We start from the raw sequence: 16,181 nt of genomic DNA, 5'->3' as shown, positions 1-16,181 counted from the left end.
AATTCCGATTTAATTAGAATTTAGAGGAGGAAAAGATACGGCACGTTCTATTAAAGATTCCCTTTCTGGATTTGGAAGTGAACTGTTGGCTTTTGTTTAATAACTTCAGCAACAACCTTTTGTGACTGAATGCCATGTTTCATTGCTCTCCTCCAGTTGCACATTGGACAAAGCCTGGATTTACAAAACCACACTCGATACAACTTTCTTTCGCCTGTTTCACGATTTTGTTTATACTCTAATATTTCAGCACAATCTTTTACTCTTTCAGCCTTTTTAAATTCAAGAATATGCAGAAGTTCAAAGTAATCAACATTAGCGATTTTCTTTTCTCTCCATGGTCTCACTTTTCCACTTTTTGTCTTGTCCACTAAAACCCTTGATTTTTCATCTGAATAAATGCTACTATTAGGACACATAATATTAAAAGAAACCCCCATCTATTTAGTTATTTGTTTGGTCACTTATAACTTTAACAGATGGGGTTTTTCTTTGCAACCAATTTTAAGGGTTTTCAATACTTTAAAACACATACATACCAACACTTCAACGCACCTTTCAGCAACTAAAATAAAAATGACGTTATTTCTATATGTATCAAGATAAGAAAGAACAAGTTCAAAACCATCAAAAAAAGACACCTTTTCAGGTGCTTTTTTTATTTTATAAACTCATTCCCTGATCTCGACTTCGTTCTTTTTTTACCTCTCGGTTATGAGTTAGTTCAAATTCGTTCTTTTTAGGTTCTAAATCGTGTTTTTCTTGGAATTGTGCTGTTTTATCCTTTACCTTGTCTACAAACCCCTTAAAAACATTTTTAAAGGCTTTTAAGCCGTCTGTACGTTCCTTAAGGAATTCCTTAGTGCTTTCATAGATTAAACTCACATCACGCTTTAAATCGCTTATTTTAGACTTTAAAGACTTGTTTTCTTCAAGCAACTCATTATAATCATTTACATTTTCATTAAATCGCTCTACAAGACCACTATATTTTTCTTTAACTTGCCCATGTTCTTTACTTAATTTTTTATATTCTCTCGCCATATCAGTACTCATGAGATTTCTAACATGCTGTTTTAACCTATCGTTATCTCTCGCAGCAGTCACTAAGTTTTTATAATCACGCTCCGATATAACAACATTTTTGGTTGGTTTCTTTTCTGTTTTCATTATTTCTTTTCCCAAACCAAACATGGACTTTTCACCCGTTGGCACTTCAACACTTTTCATGTGTCGTTTCGCTGGTACTTCTAAATCTGATTTAACTTTATCGCCATAAGCAGTCCATTCATCTTTTTTAACTGCTAAATTTTTTTCTAGAAAATCAATCTCTTTTTCCAAAGTTTGTTTTTTAAATTTAGCTGTCTCAATATGTTTACGGTAAGAGCCACGTTCACCACGCTTCAACTCAAAACCCTGTTTTTTCATATGCTCGGGGAATTTATCTTGTAGCCATAACAGTTCTTGACGATTAAACACATTTTTTCCTTGCAGTTTTCCATCACGCATAGGCACAACACCTAAATGCATGTGAGGGGTTTGCTCATCATTATGAACTGTTGCATAAGCAATATTTTGCTTGCCATATCGTTCGGAAAATAATTTATAACTTTCCTCAAAAAATCGTTTTTGTTCTCCTGGATCCAGTTGCTCAAAAAAATCTCGGTCAGATGTTACTAGCAACTCATTTACAAGAACAGCATCTTTCCTCGTTTTTCTTGTACCTGTTTTTTGTGATTCAATAATTTCTTTGACACGTTCGTTGTAATCAATATTTTTATCATTTTTCAAATCATAATTTTCACGTGTTCGCTCATGGTCAATATCATCATTCGTTCTACTTTTTCGCTCTCTTTGATTATGAAATTGCATGCCTTTTAGTCCAGCTGATTTCACTTTTTGCATTCTACAAACTGCATAACTCATATGTAAATCGCTCCTTTTTAGGTGGCACAAATGTGAGGCATTTTCGCTCTTTCCGGCAACCACTTCCAAGTAAAGTATAACACACTATACTTTATATTCATAAAGTGTGTGCTCTGCGAGGCTGTCGGCAGTGCCGACCAAAACCATAAAACCTTTAAGACCTTTCTTTTTTTTACGAGAAAAAAGAAACAAAAAAACCTGCCCTCTGCCACCTCAGCAAAGGGGGGGTTGCTCTCGTGCTCGTTTAAAAATCAGCAAGGGACAGGTAGTATTTTTTGAGAAGATCACTCAAAAAATCTCCACCTTTAAACCCTTGCCAATTTTTATTTTGTCCGTTTTGTCTAGCTTACCGAAAGCCAGACTCAGCAAGAATAAAATTTTTATTGTCTTTCGGTTTTCTAGTGTAACGGACAAAACCACTCAAAATAAAAAAGATACAAGAGAGGTCTCTCGTATCTTTTATTCAGCAATCGCGCCCTTTAATGGAACAAAAAGATTTGAATTCCTGTTATAAAAAAAGGATCAATTTTGAACTCTCTCCCAAAGTTGATCCCTTAACGATTTAGAAATCCCTTTGAGAATGTTTATATACATTCAAGGTAACCAGCCAACTAATGACAATGATTCCTGAAAAAAGTAATAACAAATTACTATACAGATAAGTTGACTGATCAACTTCCATAGGTAACAACCTTTGATCAAGTAAGGGTATGGATAATAAACCACCTACAATTGCAATACCTGTTCCCTCTGATAAAAAGCTGGTAAAGTTAAGCAAACTCATTCCAGCACCAGCTTCCTGCTGTTTCAAGCTACTTGAAACAATTGTTGATATAACTGTTTTGGTGAACGAAAGCCCACCATAAACAAATACGATTATAATTGTCATGAACCATGATGTTGTTTCTAAAAGAAAGGAAGCAGTTAAAAAGCTAACAGAAAGAAATGTAACTCCGATGTTTAACACGTATAAAGGACCTCTTCTATCAACAAGTATCCCACCAATGTAGCCGAAAATAATGACACTCATTGTTCCAGGGAAAATAATTACACTTCCGATTTCGGCAGTACTTAGCTGGTGAACATCTTTCATCATATAAGGAACCATAGAGACAAACCCTGCTACTGTTCCAAATATAATTCCCCCACAAAGAACTCCAATCATAAAAGGTATATTTTTCCCTAATCCGGGATCAACAAAAGGATCTGTTACTTTCCTGATATGTTTTACAAATATCAGGAATGACAGCACGCTAACGATAAGAAAAGAAATGCTATATGATGTTGTAAACAACATAAAAAATACAATGCCTACAGACATTAGTATAATTCCTTTGATATCAAAATGACCTTTTATCCTTACTTCTTTCTTTAATAATTTCATAAGAAACGGAACAGTGATAATTGTTATCATAGGAATGAGTAGAAGATAGGACCAATGAATATAATGGGCTATCATTCCACCAATCGCTGGACCGACTCCTTCTCCCATGGCTACTATCGATCCAATAAGACCAAATGCTTTACCCCTATTTTCCTTTGGAATATAGCGCGCAACTACAACCATTACGAGTGCTGGAAATGCAGCTGCACCAGCCCCTTGAATAAAACGAGCCATAATAAGTAAGGAAAAGAAAGAATGGCCAACAAACCCAATTACCGACCCGAAACAATTTATTATAATTCCAAATAGGAGTAACCTTTTGATGCCTAATTGATCAGATAGCTTTCCATATACAGCTGTTCCAATGGAAAAGGTTAACATAAAGGCTGTGTTCACCCAGTTTGTACTCGCAGGTGGTTTATTAAAATCATTTGCAATATCAGGTAATGAGACGTTCAAAACCATTTCATTTAATACGCTAAAAAAAGATAAAATGCAAAGCCAAATTAAAATTTGGTTGTGTCGTAAATTCGATTGTGCCCTGTTACATTCATTACACTTCATAATTAATTCCTCCTAAACTTGATTAAAACATTTTACCACATATAAACTAAATTTTAAATTCAGTATTTCATCACTTATACAACAATATGGCCCGTTTGTTGAACTACTCTTTAATAAAATAATTTTTCCGTTCCCAATTCCACATTGCAATAATAGAAAATCCATCTTCATCGGCTTTTTCGTCATCATCTGTATGAATCAAATCGCCTTCTTCTGTGTCATCAAGGTTTAATTTTTTATGTATTTCTTTTAACAAACCGCCATAGGAGATTAACCTTTTACGGTGTAAACCTTCCTCCAAATCAGACAAACGTTTCAAATTCTTTTCTTCATCATCGGTCATAAAATCCGTATCCTTTACAGGATATTTTGCAGTTTCGTCAATTGCCGATTGTATATCCGATTTATATTTATTTTTCGGTCGAATCATTTGAACTTTTACATTTGGATCATAGTCTAATTTCATTGCCTTTTTCCAAAATTGAATCCATTGTTTTTGATTCACGTAGTTTTCTGTATTCTTAAAATAAGTTGGTTCCACACATACCAATACATGCATGTGCTGATTATAAGAATTATCTTTATTATTTATTGTCACTTCCGTTGCACGCATAAAACCAACAAGATTTATAATAACTATCTCCTCCTTTACACTTTAATTCAAATCTTTATTAAAAAATATTTCATCTTATTTAACAAGAAACCATATTTATATAACAACATAAAATACACTAAGTTATTTTATTGAACATATATCGTACTTTATCTATCCGACTATTTGGACGACGGGGCTGGCAAACAGGTTCACCGGTAGTAACATGGTACCCTTTTAACTCTGTTAAACAAACACTACGTCCATTTGTAAAGAAAGTTAAATCACTACGATATTCTTGAATACACCGAGCAGGGATTTCTCCACTAAGAATGACCTCATTATTTTTCAATTGAGTGTCTACGATGTTCGCACAATATTTAGGAGCATCGTTGTATGCTCGTGAAAGATATTCCTGTGGCGCATAAATTTTAAAACTAAGATATGGCTCTAACAATTCTGTTCCAGCTTTTTTTAAGACTTGTTCCAATACAATAGGAGCAAGCATCCGAAAATCTGCTGGGGTACTAACAGGGCTATAGTATAAGCCATACTTAAAACAGATTTTACAGTCCGTCACATTCCAACCATACAATCCTTGTTCACAGCCATAGCGTATCCCCTCCATAACTGCATTTTGAAACGATTGATTTAAGTATCCAAGAGAAACCGAGCTCTCATACTGTACTCCGCTCCCTAATGGAAGCGGTGCTACAGATAGACCAATGGAAGCCCAGAAAGGATTCGGTGGAACTTCGATGTGAATGGTATACTCTGCTTTTTTTAACGGTCTTTCCATATAAATGACTGTAGGCTCTTTTAGTTCTATCTCCACATGATACTTTTCTTGCAACAGTGCACTAATCACTTCCATTTGTACTTTCCCTAAGAAAGAAAGTATAATTTCATGTGTCGTAGAATCCACGTAATATCGTAGAAGCGGATCACTATCTGAGATTTCCAAAAGGGCATCAAGCAACATTTCTCTCTGTTCAGGTTTACTCGGTTCAACAGTTGTTTGCAGCAGAGGGAGGGGATTTTCAATTCTCTCTCTCTGTGGCAATAGCTTTGTATCTCCAAGAACACTATTTAGCTTCAAAAACTCATTTTGCAAAATAACAATTTCCCCGGAATAAGCCTTATCAATTTTACATAATTCACCATTTATTGAAGTATACATTTCTGTAATTTTTATTTTTTCCTTTTCCGATATTCTAACCGAATCCCGCAAATGCAGGATTCCGCCATAAAGGCGTACATATGCAAGACGTTGTCTTTCTTCCGAATATTCAATTTTGAAGACATTTCCGCAAAGTTCAGACTTCTTTCTGTATGTTGATGAATAAAATTTATTCGTTATCACTTCTATAAGCTGCTCAATCCCTATGTTGCTTTTTGCGCTTCCATGATAAACAGGGTACAAGGAGCAATTCTGAAATCTTATGCTTTCCTCTTGTTCGAGTTCCAATGCTTCTAATGATTTACCGGACATATATTTCTCTAAAAGGTCATCGTTTCCCTCTATTACCGTATCCCATTGTTCAGATTCGGTAAAGTTCGTCACACACATATTAGGATACAGTTCTACCTTCTGTTTGATTACAATTTCGGCAGAAAGTTTCTCTTTAATATCCTGATAAACCGTTGATAAATCAATTCCATTTTGGTCAATCTTATTGATAAAAAAGATTGTGGGAATCCCCATTTTCCTAAGTGCATGAAATAATATACGAGTTTGTGCTTGTACGCCATCTTTTGCAGAAATCAGTAGAATTGCCCCATCTAAAACTGATAATGAACGATATACTTCTGCTAAGAAATCCATATGTCCTGGCGTGTCTATGATGTTCACCTTCGTATTTTCCCACTGAAAAGAGGTTATTCCTGTCTGAATTGTAATTCCTCTCTGACGTTCTAAAAGCGTATTATCCGTCCTCGTTGTACCTTTGTCCACGCTTCCTAATTCTGTAATCGCTCCACTGTTATATAATAAGCTTTCTGTTAAGGTAGTTTTTCCTGCATCAACATGAGCTAAAACTCCAATATTAATAATTTTCATGTGATTTTCCTCCATTCAAAAGCCCAAAAGGGCATAAAAATCCCAGTGATAAATACTCTTATCACTGGGATTTTTATGCATAACCATAGGCATACAAAGCATACAGATATTCTCCGGATACTTTAGAATCACATGATAAAGGTATTCTTAAACTGGGTACAAAAAACTAAGCCCTCCTAAAAAAGGACATCCAATTATTTGTTCCCACTATCAAATTGACAGTTTATTTAAGAATACCTTGCCGCATATTTATTAACTCCTTTTAAATAGATACTTAAATAATAGCACGTAAGAGCATATTTGTCAAGGAATCTCCAATTTTTTATCAAAGAGAGTACGTGATTACAAAATAGCTGTAATAATGTACCAATATTTGTTATTCTATAATCTTCCAATTACTCCCGTTCTTTTCAAGTACCAAATCAAATTGAGATATCTGCGTTGCTTTGGTCTGCTGGTCGATATACTCCACTGTCAGCGATACCGTGACTTGATTATCCTTACGATTGTGAATAGGATTTACCAGTTCTTGAAAGATGTACTCTTTTCCGATTGGTTTTAATATCCCGTCATTCACATAGTAGGAAAGTTCACTGGCTGTCGCTGTAGGATAGAGCTTGAAGAACGTCGTTAAAAACTCATTGATTTCATTGGTTGTAATGGAATCAACCGTCCCCTCACTTTCAATGGCTTTTGGTTTATAACTTGATTTCTTAGGTATGTTGGTAATGGTCGGATTCTTAACCAGTACCATATTTCCAGAACCATCTACATAGACACTCACTATATAAGCAGAGTGGACGGTCTTTGTATTTTCTCCCTCTGTAATGAGCTGGTCTACACTGTAGGTTACATTAAACTCATTGTCGCCAGTTGGATCTACCGTCCATATCTGAAATCCTCTTACAGAAGACGATACAGGAATATCTTTGCGTACTGTATCAACATTGAGAGCTTGAAGTTCATCTGTCAGATAGCCTTTTAGACTTTCCATTCGATTATCAATGGACTTATCGGATTGCTCCCATGAATAGTAGACTTTCGCAAAGTTCTCTACAAAATTTTCTACATGATGAGTATCAACGTATTCCTTTTCTATGATAGTTGTTTCGTGAATAGTATGAGTATCTATAGCTGTAAAGTGCTTGAATATCGCAAAGCTGAAACTAAGCCCTAAAAGTACCCACAAGGCAATCACAACCTTTTTATGAGGATTGACCTTATAGACACGAGGTTTCTTTTCCTTTGGTATCTGTTTTTCTTTATTCTGATTTTTTCTAAATTTCATCATTAAATCTTCCTTTCTCATTGTTTGATTCGTCCTGCTCCCACTAAATGCTGTTGCCAGTAGGGGCTTGTTAAGTCGGCATAACCGATTGGGTCGCCTGCATGAAACATACGGTTATTGCCAAGGTATATCCCAACATGAGTAATATAAGAGCCAGCGTTATAGGTAGAATGAAAGAAAACCAAATCGCCAGCTTGTGCTTCCGATAGTGGGATATGCTGGGTCACATCATATTGCTGTTGTGCGGTTCGTGGTAAGTTAATTCCAGCTTTTCCATACGTCCATTGTGTCAGTCCGCTACAATCAAAAGAAGTAGTCGGGGAAGCTCCACCGTAAACGTATCGCCAGCCCTCATATTTCAGTGCTTCGTCCATGATGGCTTGTACCGTATCATCATCAAACTCTGTTGTGACAAGATACTGCGTTACCAGTTGCACATAAAACATATTGCCATAGTTGTATCGCCAGCCCCCATTGATAGGTATGGCTATGGGATTGGGGTAAGACACTTTTTCGCCACCTGAATACTCTTTTGAGAAACTTTGAGCCAGTTCAAAGGTATATTTATTTCCACGATTAGCCACATACCCTAAGAAACCACCACCATAATTGTAGGACTGGATAACCGATTCTAAATCTACACTGAGCCTTTCGCTACTGGCTAATAATTCACTGAAATACTTCACACCTTGCTTAATGGATTCTTCTGTACTCAATGAATTAGGTGGAAGACCGAGGGATTCCGAGGACTGCATAACATCTTCCGCAGTACCGCCCGATTCCACCTGTATAATCGCAAGAAGTATGTTGACATATTCTTCAACGCCATATTCTTTGGCATATTTTTCTACCATAGGCTTATGAGCCAGCACTTCTGCGGAAACATTCACACCTCCATAATGAATATTGGAAATTCCGCTGTCCTGTTCATCTGAAAATAAAATGGCAACAAACAGAAGCAGTGAGAAGACCATCAAGAATAATCCAGAACCACCAATCACTAAAGTTTTCAACTTCATGGTTTCTTACCGACTTTCTTAATGGTGGCGGTTTTGATTGGTGGTCTACTTCTTGTATTTTGTAGTGGTACTCTTTGAACAGTAGACGGACGTTCTTTTGTGATTGGACGTTGTGAAGTTCTATCTGCTGTAGTGGTTGAAGTTGCTGGCTTTTGAACGGTTTTTTCTTGAACGGTATTGCCTTGGCGTTCCACTTTTGGACTTGAAAAATCGGACTTAACTGCTGGACGCTCTTGTTTGGCTTGTTGAGATTCCTTATATGAAGTCTGAATATTAGACTGTTTTGAGGTCTGTTCATCATGATATTGTTCTTGTCTTGTAGTCGGTCTTTCATGAACAGAAGAAGCAGGCTGTTTTTTCTGTTTGACCTGTTCCATTTCAGAGCGACGCTTCGCAATGGTTTTTCGCCTTTGTTCCTGCTGTTCCTTGCGTCCACTGGCTCTGTCCGCTTTGGTTTGAGAAATACTACTGGTTAAATCACGGACATTCTCTTTTACTTTGGATTTTCCTTGATATACTGCATATCTTGCATTGGTCGGCAAATCTTTAACCTGTTCTTTCAAACCACTAGCAGTGTCTACCATTCTGTCTTTGGTATCAGCTACTGTACCGATGGTTTGACCGATACGTTTTCCAAGTGTTGATTTTTCCTTTCCGTCTGGTCGGGAGTGATCTGCTTGTGTCCTTGCAGAACTCCCCGAACCCGACTGTCCTTTTTTACCTGTAACAATGGCAGACCCAGCCCCTAGAGTAGTCATGGAACGTCCAAGTTTCCGCTGTAGACGGTGCATGTGAGCGTGCATAAGCATACGAGGTTTTCTCATCACACGACTTCCCACACTTTGAGAATCGTTACTCTGTAGAGAAAACATACTCATTAAATCGCCCAGCTTGAAGTAGATTCCTGCAAAGGTCACAATCTGTAGAAAAGCAATCAAAAAGAACGGATAACCAGCCGATAAGGTATAGAGCATGGTTGAAATACTAAATGCTGTCGTAATAATCAATGTGATTCCAGCTCGTGTCAAAATGGTATTAAAGAGCTTTGTTATGGCTCGTTTTGACATACCATCAAATGATGGAATCATGCTTAAAATAAAGCTCACAGGCAGAAACATAGCATAGATGATAAAAAGTACCTGCGAGAAAATCATGATTCCTGTTAATAGGAATACAAATATGGAAATCCCAATATTGAAGACAAATAGGAAGAAGACTGTACCTAAACGGTTAATGGTCTTTGTAATGGTTAGATTGGTATTGCTTCTGTCTTCAATTTCTTCCGCAACAATTTTTTCTCTGTCTTCGCCATTGTTGGAATCTGGGCTGGTGGAGAGCAGGCTTTCCACACGGTCAATACCGATACTTTCAATGTCTGAACTGTTGTATTGAAGCAGTAGCCACGGTTGCTGAACCTGTATGGAAAACAGGCTATCTCTGATTAAGTCCACGCTGTCCTTGCCTTGACTATCGGAATGGGGCATGACAATCTTCGTGCCAAGTGATAAACTGGCATTACTGATGTCTGATGAAAAGTCATTGATTTTTTTAATGTAGTCGGGAGCGTAGGCAATAAAGGAAGCCGATAGGATAAACACCAGCACAAAATTCATAATGGCATGAATTGCCTTTGTGGTTTCTCTCTTTATCAGTCCCGTATAGGCAACATAAACCCCAAGAACCAAAATCAAGAGTAAGAGGAATCCAACATAGAAACCCTCTGTTGAAAATCCGTTTGCACTCACACCAGCTAAGGTCTGCATATTCTTACCAATGGAATCTGCTGTAGCGGAAATGAAGTCTAAGGAATAGGCTTCCTGTACTAAGTAACCTGTCGCATTGGAAACATACAAACTGATTGTCCAAATAAAATTGGTAATGGCATATAGTCCATACATGACCTGTTTTCCAATCCCGTCCGACCAGTTCCACGGAAGCCAGCCCCAGCTATTATCCACATAAAAATCCAGTTGATAGTTTTCAAGTGGGTATCGGCTGTATTCATTTGCCACATTGACCGTATCATCTACCAAGCCCGCAGCTTGAACCACCGTTCCCAGCATGGCTAAAAGAAAAATGGCAATCACAAGTGTGAAAGCCACTGTCATTGCCACTTTACCTAGACGTTTCAGCGTCCAGTTTGATTTTATTCTGTTTACTATTGATGGTTTCACATTTACACCTCTTTTCGCACAGGTGGTCTGGTATCAAAGGCATGGAGCAGTTCTTCAAATACAGGGTGGAACTGTATCACACCGACACGACCATATAAATCACTGATAAGGCATTGCCCGTTTTCCAAATCACGCAATCGCTTCTGATTGTTTTCGTCCTCTGGGTCTACACCAAAAAAGGCTAAGGTCTTTTTAATCTCGTTAAGGTCAGTGGAACGAAATGCAAATTTTAAGCCGAGGTTATTTTTCAGTTTTTCATCTAAGAGGTCGTCTGTATTTTGGGTCACGAAATATACCCCAGCGTTCATAGCACGACCAGCCCGAACCAGCTTCATAGATAGTGTTTTTCCTTGTGCTACCTGTAAAAAGCTCCATGCTTCGTCTAAATCTACAATCTTGAAAATGCTTCGGTCTGTATGGATAAAGTCTAAAGCAAAGGTACTAATGACAATCAGCATAGCAACGGATAAAAGCTCCATAGTGGTATATTCCTCAAAGGAAGTTTCCTTGTCGGGAAGTACCAAGTCCGCAACCTGTATAATGTTCAGTTGTTTTTCTAAGCTGATAGACTGCTCCACATAACCATTACTGAATAATAAATGTGCAAAGTCATAGTCTGTAAAACTTTCGATATGGTCGGCTATACTGGTACTTAGTGGCGTATTCTCAACCCGTAATTCCTCAATCACTTTCATCAACCCTCGTACTTCACTATTGGTTACTGCACGAATGGCTTTTCTAAGGATTGGGAAGCGTTCCCCATCACGAGAGGAAATCCCCGTAAGGAATGTCAGAATATCAATAGCCAGTGATTCAGAATCTTTGGGATTTTTCATAATCACATAAGGGTCAAGTAAGCCTTTGTTTTTCTCATCAGAAGTCAGAGTGACGATATTGATTTCATGGGAAATCTCTGGCAAGGTTTCTTTCCATCTGCCACGTTCTGCTTTTGGGTCTACAATCACTGCTTGTGCCCCATAAAGCACCGCATAATAGACGATAAGGTTATTCGCAAAGGATTTACCACCACCCAGCGAACCAACAAAAGCCGACGCTAACGCATTGGTTACTGAACCCTTAACCCCTTGACTGGCAAGAGCAGGTTTCAGATAGACATTGCGTCCAGTATCTAAGCTGTAGCCAACATAAATCCCCTCATTTTCCCCCAGCATTTGAGTAGCACCAAAACCTAAACCAGCGAGGAAATCAGAGGTCACGTATTGAATATAATCATTCATATAACGCTTGCTGGCAGGTAAAAATTCTTCATGTAAGCCGAGCATATCCCCAAATGGTCGTACCAGTTTTACGCTTAAATCGTCATAAAAATCTTTCACTTCATTACAACGACGTTTGAGTTCGTCAAGATCATTTGCTGATACCCTTACCACATAAGACAGCTTGTACATAGATTCCTTGCTTTGGTCTAAATTGGTTTCCAGCTCATTCACACTTTCCAGAGCTTCCGCCACATTGGAGCTGGTTTCATTATCACTTTGCCAAGCGTGGTTATCCAAGTCTTTCAGTTCTTTCTTTTTATTGCGGACAGTAGATAGGGCTTTACGATTCGCTACAATTTCCACATTCATTGACGTATCAATCGGGAATGTAAATTGCTGTTGCTGGTAGTAGAAGATTTCAGAGGACGGGAAGTCCAGTTCTCCGACAATGCTGTTAATGGTAAAGTAAGCTACATAGACGGTTTCATCTTCCTGCTGGATTTTCAAATATCGCTGTTTTTCTTCCACCAAACAGCGAGTAGGCTTAATCAAGTCATAGTATTTAATCAGCGTTTCATTATCCAGCTTTTTCTTTGATAGATGGTACTCATACTCTTCATAGGCAGTGCCTGTCTGTCCGTAAAGGTGTTCAATCAGATAGCCGAAGTCGTCCTTATCTAACCTGCGGATTTTGAAACGACGAGAGATTTTATTTTCTAAGAGCTTTTCCATCTTCTGAAAACGCAGGATTTCATCATTACTCATACTAACAAAATCGCCCATCAGCTTATGGTTCACATCATAGACAAAATCAGACAAAGCATTTTTTGCTTCAACGGTAAGACTTTTCATAGAAAACTCCTGATCGTTGAGAAGCAACTTAAAGCCGATAAAGAAACGGTAGTTCACTTGATTTTCGCCAATCATGGATATTAAAGCGTCTGTCTGTTGGTCGATTTTGTCATAGGCAACCGCTTTGAGCTTGCCAGTGACTTCATTTTTGGAACGCTCTTGTGCAGAACGTATGCTGGATTCTGTACTGATTTGTAAAGCATGAATTTTGCCATCACGATTTTGTGCGATAAGCTGTCTGAAAGAATCATGCACTTGTATTTTCTGTTCTGGACTTAGAAATGAGTAATTGTAAGGAACAAGCTCATAGTAAGCATAACATTCCCCGTCTTTATTCCAGACGAGATTGTTTTCAATGTATTTAATTGGATATGCCATAAAATTCACTCCTAACTGCTGTAATGGCTTCTTGTGGCTGGTTTCTGCCAAGCGTTACTTTTTTTCCTGCATAGGTCAGCTTTGGTCGCAGTGCATAAGCAATGACAGACTTCAAAAATCCATAAGGCTTTTTACCATCAAAAGTTTTTGTAGACATAAACCATGTGAAAGCCACAGGAATCCCAAAGTATTTGAGAAATGCTCCCTCTATCATGGAAAGAGGGGGCAAGTTGCCAAGTATCATCACTGCAAAGAGTGACACGACAAACCATGTCATTTGCGTAAAGGTTATGGGAAACGGAAGTCTAAAATCATTGATAGAATACAGTACCTTTTCCACAGACCAGATACTGGTATAGCTTCGTATTTTCTTCATGTAATCAATCCTTTCATAAAAAATAGGGGTAGCTGATTGAGCCACCCCGTAAAATAGAAAATCTGCCAGTAGTAATGTACCGACAGATTTAATAGACGATTTCAAAAATCCCATGATTGGTTGAGATAAACGTTCCTGAAAGGTCTAAATCCCGACCATAGGCTTGATAATCAATATAGTTTTGAAGACTAGCTGGTACTTCGCCTAAAGCACCCGTTTCTTCAATGTAGTAGCGTGCCACGTCATACATATCATCACAATCGGAATGAATGATAATATCCTCTTGATGTTCGCTTAGTTCTTCAATGCTTGAAAAATGAGTGAGCAGAGCAGATAGCTCCGATTGTAATTCTTCGGGTAATTCCGATACCATTTCCCATAGTCGATTGAGTTCGCCAATGGAAGTGTATTCGTCAACCGTAAAGGGTAACTCGTAGTCATGAATGGCGTATTCCTCATATTCATCATTCAAGCCGATTTTCTCTTTGACTTCCTCAAAGTCAATGGGAAAGGTAAACCACGCACCGACCAATTCGCCCTCATTGTATTTGCCTAAATTCGCAATATAGACTTGCATATCGTCCATATATTCACGTCCTTTCTTTGTAGAGATTCAAAAATCCCTACCGCACTTCGTTTGGTGTACCATTCCTTTGCGGAACATAAGAAAACCACTTATATTCCACAAAAGAACGGTTTTATTTAAGCACCAATAATGCGATTGAATAGCTCTAGTAAAATGTCTTTTACTCCAGCAGCGTTGAAGACTAAGCCAACCGCAATAATCGCAATAATTAAAAAGCCAATCAGTTTGCTAAACTCACGCTTGAAGCCAAGATACAAGCCAATCACAACGATTGCTAAAAGCACCAGTGATTGAGCGTTTGATAGAAACCAGTTATAAAGGTTTTGTCCAAAATTCATAAAAATGTTCTCCTCTCTATATTCAATGAATTTGTATTTGAGTTATTTTTTTGTTGTTATCACGTCCTGTTCTTTTACTGACTGTTGCTTCAAAATCTGCTTGTGTCGGTCTGTCAGTTTCGCATGGTCGAGAATGTCTTTTACAACCTGCGTCTGGTTGATTTCATCAAGTTTAATCGCAACCTTTAAGGTCGGGGCAACTTGATGAGATAGCCAGTTCAGCGTCCTTTGGAAGGAGTAAGGCTCTGGTTTTGTGGTTAGTTTTAATCGTTCACGATTGTTCCCAATAAACCAAGCCCATTCTTCATTCAGTTTCCAATCAGAACGAGGTTTGGAATCGTCTTTATCTACAAAACGGATATACCGATTGATAATTTTAAAGGCGGTATGCTCTGGATTGTCATAGACGAGTAAATCACGGACTGCATAATAGGCACGCTCATTTTTCAATCGAATCTCAAAACGGTTTTTTACTTCTGCGTCTTCAATGGGAATATCATTTTTCTTGTACTGCTCGTAGTCCTTTTCATAGATACAGAAATAAACTTCACTTTGTAATGAACCGATATAGAGGGTGTTTCCCATACATTCCTTTTCCTCTTTGCGTACCAGTTCGCCACTGCGATAGCTTTTAAAACTGCGGAAGACGGAGATACATTCTTCCTGTTGGCACTTTTCAGTGAGTACAGGGATATTTAAAATCCCTGTCTTATCGTTAATGGCAAGGTCAAGGCGTTTCATCACACCGCCAGCCACCAAAACGTCCATAAAGAACTCATACCAGCTTCTTTGTTGTGCCAGAAGATAGCTTTCAAATTGTCTGCACCCACGACCTTTCAATTCCACCAGAACTCCTTTGTCCAGTTCATGGGAGCAAAGGACGAATATGTCGCCTAAAGCATAATGCTCTGAATAAGAATAGAAACCATAGTCCTCATGAAGAAAATAGGACAGTTTCAGTTGTAAGATGTTTTCGACCACCTGCTGTACGTCTGTTGTCGGAAAGCGAATTCTTACATAATCAAACAGCATTTCAAGGGGAGCGTCGGGATTGAAGCGTTCCAGAGCTTCCCAAAGGGACTGCTGTAAATCCTCTGATGGCTTGACTTTTCCTGTTTCAATATCGCTTAGATACTGCCTTGTAATACCAGTCGCAACAGCTAAACGGTTTTGAGATAGTCCATAAGCCAAGCGTTTTTCTTTTAAATGCTGTAACCAAGTTTGTTCATTCAGTAAAAATCCCTCCAATCAAAAAGGCGTATGTCAACTTTTAAAGCCCATTTGACATACGCTGAAATTTTGTAAATCCCTTGTAACCAAAGGATTTTCTAATGTTTTTTTGACTGTTTCCTGTCGATTTGTACCCCCCTGTTAGATACGGGGGGTTAAGTGCTGGCGTGGCTATTGCCACACCAGCCAGCAAGA

13 protein-coding genes and 3 pseudogenes are annotated in these 16,181 nt (G+C 38.1%); 1 reads left to right on the top strand and 15 read right to left on the bottom strand.

Features of this window, described 5'->3' with window-relative positions; all coding sequences use genetic code 11:
* Positions 1–62: 62 nt before the first annotated feature.
* Positions 63–419: pseudogene (locus K5Q22_RS02710) on the bottom strand (protein rep); the annotation flags it as partial.
* A 244-nt stretch (positions 420–663) separates the two neighbouring features.
* On the bottom strand, positions 664–1,926 hold the full coding sequence (gene mobV / locus K5Q22_RS02705; RefSeq protein ID WP_205013498.1) for a MobV family relaxase: 1,263 nt from the start codon (positions 1,924–1,926) through the stop codon (positions 664–666).
* Between the two features lie 130 nt (positions 1,927–2,056).
* Between mobV and K5Q22_RS09725 the strand changes: the two genes are divergently transcribed.
* Positions 2,057–2,440 carry a hypothetical protein gene (locus K5Q22_RS09725; protein ID WP_238138908.1) on the top strand — a complete coding sequence of 128 codons (384 nt, stop codon included), beginning with the start codon at positions 2,057–2,059 and terminating at the stop codon, positions 2,438–2,440.
* 48 nt (positions 2,441–2,488) lie between these two features.
* On the opposite strand, the gene tet(L) is transcribed toward K5Q22_RS09725, so the two are convergent.
* From tet(L) to K5Q22_RS02635, 13 genes and pseudogenes are all read right to left on the bottom strand, one after another.
* Entirely contained in the window at positions 2,489–3,874 is a 1,386-nt protein-coding gene (tet(L), locus tag K5Q22_RS02695) for a tetracycline efflux MFS transporter Tet(L) (protein WP_205013497.1), read from the bottom strand.
* Positions 3,875–3,977: 103 nt separating this feature from the next.
* Positions 3,978–4,502 (bottom strand): annotated as a pseudogene (locus K5Q22_RS02690) (protein rep); the annotation flags it as partial.
* Between the two features lie 103 nt (positions 4,503–4,605).
* The gene (gene tet(M), locus K5Q22_RS02685; protein WP_205013496.1) at positions 4,606–6,525 is read right to left on the bottom strand and encodes a tetracycline resistance ribosomal protection protein Tet(M); all 1,920 of its coding nucleotides are present in this window, start codon (positions 6,523–6,525) and stop codon (positions 4,606–4,608) included.
* Positions 6,526–6,540: 15 nt separating this feature from the next.
* Positions 6,541–6,588, bottom strand: a pseudogene (locus tag K5Q22_RS09895) (hypothetical protein); the annotation flags it as partial.
* 313 nt (positions 6,589–6,901) lie between these two features.
* Complete coding sequence (locus K5Q22_RS02675; RefSeq protein WP_205013495.1) at positions 6,902–7,834, bottom strand: conjugal transfer protein; 933 nt, start codon at positions 7,832–7,834, stop codon at positions 6,902–6,904.
* Positions 7,831–8,832 (bottom strand): lysozyme family protein, encoded by a 1,002-nt coding sequence (locus tag K5Q22_RS02670; protein ID WP_000769868.1) that lies wholly within the window; start codon positions 8,830–8,832, stop codon positions 7,831–7,833. Before K5Q22_RS02670 ends, K5Q22_RS02675 begins: the two co-directional genes overlap by 4 nt.
* A complete protein-coding gene (locus K5Q22_RS02665) occupies positions 8,829–11,006 on the bottom strand; it encodes a CD3337/EF1877 family mobilome membrane protein (protein WP_000804748.1) in 2,178 nt (725 codons plus the stop codon). Before K5Q22_RS02665 ends, K5Q22_RS02670 begins: the two co-directional genes overlap by 4 nt.
* A 2-nt stretch (positions 11,007–11,008) precedes the next feature.
* On the bottom strand, positions 11,009–13,456 hold the full coding sequence (locus tag K5Q22_RS02660; protein WP_000331160.1) for an ATP-binding protein: 2,448 nt from the start codon (positions 13,454–13,456) through the stop codon (positions 11,009–11,011).
* On the bottom strand, positions 13,440–13,832 hold the full coding sequence (locus tag K5Q22_RS02655) for a conjugal transfer protein (protein ID WP_000723888.1): 393 nt from the start codon (positions 13,830–13,832) through the stop codon (positions 13,440–13,442). The genes K5Q22_RS02660 and K5Q22_RS02655 overlap by 17 nt, the downstream gene beginning before the upstream one ends.
* Before the next feature lie 88 nt (positions 13,833–13,920).
* Positions 13,921–14,418: an antirestriction protein ArdA gene (locus tag K5Q22_RS02650; RefSeq protein ID WP_000342539.1), complete on the bottom strand. Its 498-nt coding sequence runs from the start codon at positions 14,416–14,418 to the stop codon at positions 13,921–13,923.
* Between the two features lie 116 nt (positions 14,419–14,534).
* Positions 14,535–14,756 carry a hypothetical protein gene (locus K5Q22_RS02645; RefSeq protein WP_001009056.1) on the bottom strand — a complete coding sequence of 74 codons (222 nt, stop codon included), beginning with the start codon at positions 14,754–14,756 and terminating at the stop codon, positions 14,535–14,537.
* Positions 14,757–14,798: 42 nt separating this feature from the next.
* Positions 14,799–16,004, bottom strand: coding sequence for a MobT family relaxase (gene mobT, locus K5Q22_RS02640; protein WP_000398284.1), 1,206 nt, complete (start codon positions 16,002–16,004; stop codon positions 14,799–14,801).
* A 22-nt stretch (positions 16,005–16,026) separates the two neighbouring features.
* Complete coding sequence (locus K5Q22_RS02635; RefSeq protein ID WP_000879507.1) at positions 16,027–16,179, bottom strand: hypothetical protein; 153 nt, start codon at positions 16,177–16,179, stop codon at positions 16,027–16,029.
* Positions 16,180–16,181: the final 2 nt, after the last annotated feature.

Source organism: Streptococcus sp. 2018162, from assembly GCF_019754175.1.
GTDB lineage: Bacteria > Bacillota > Bacilli > Lactobacillales > Streptococcaceae > Streptococcus > Streptococcus hashimotonensis.
The sequence above is the reverse complement of the archived record's forward strand: the minus strand, read 5'-3'. Positions and strand labels throughout refer to the sequence as shown.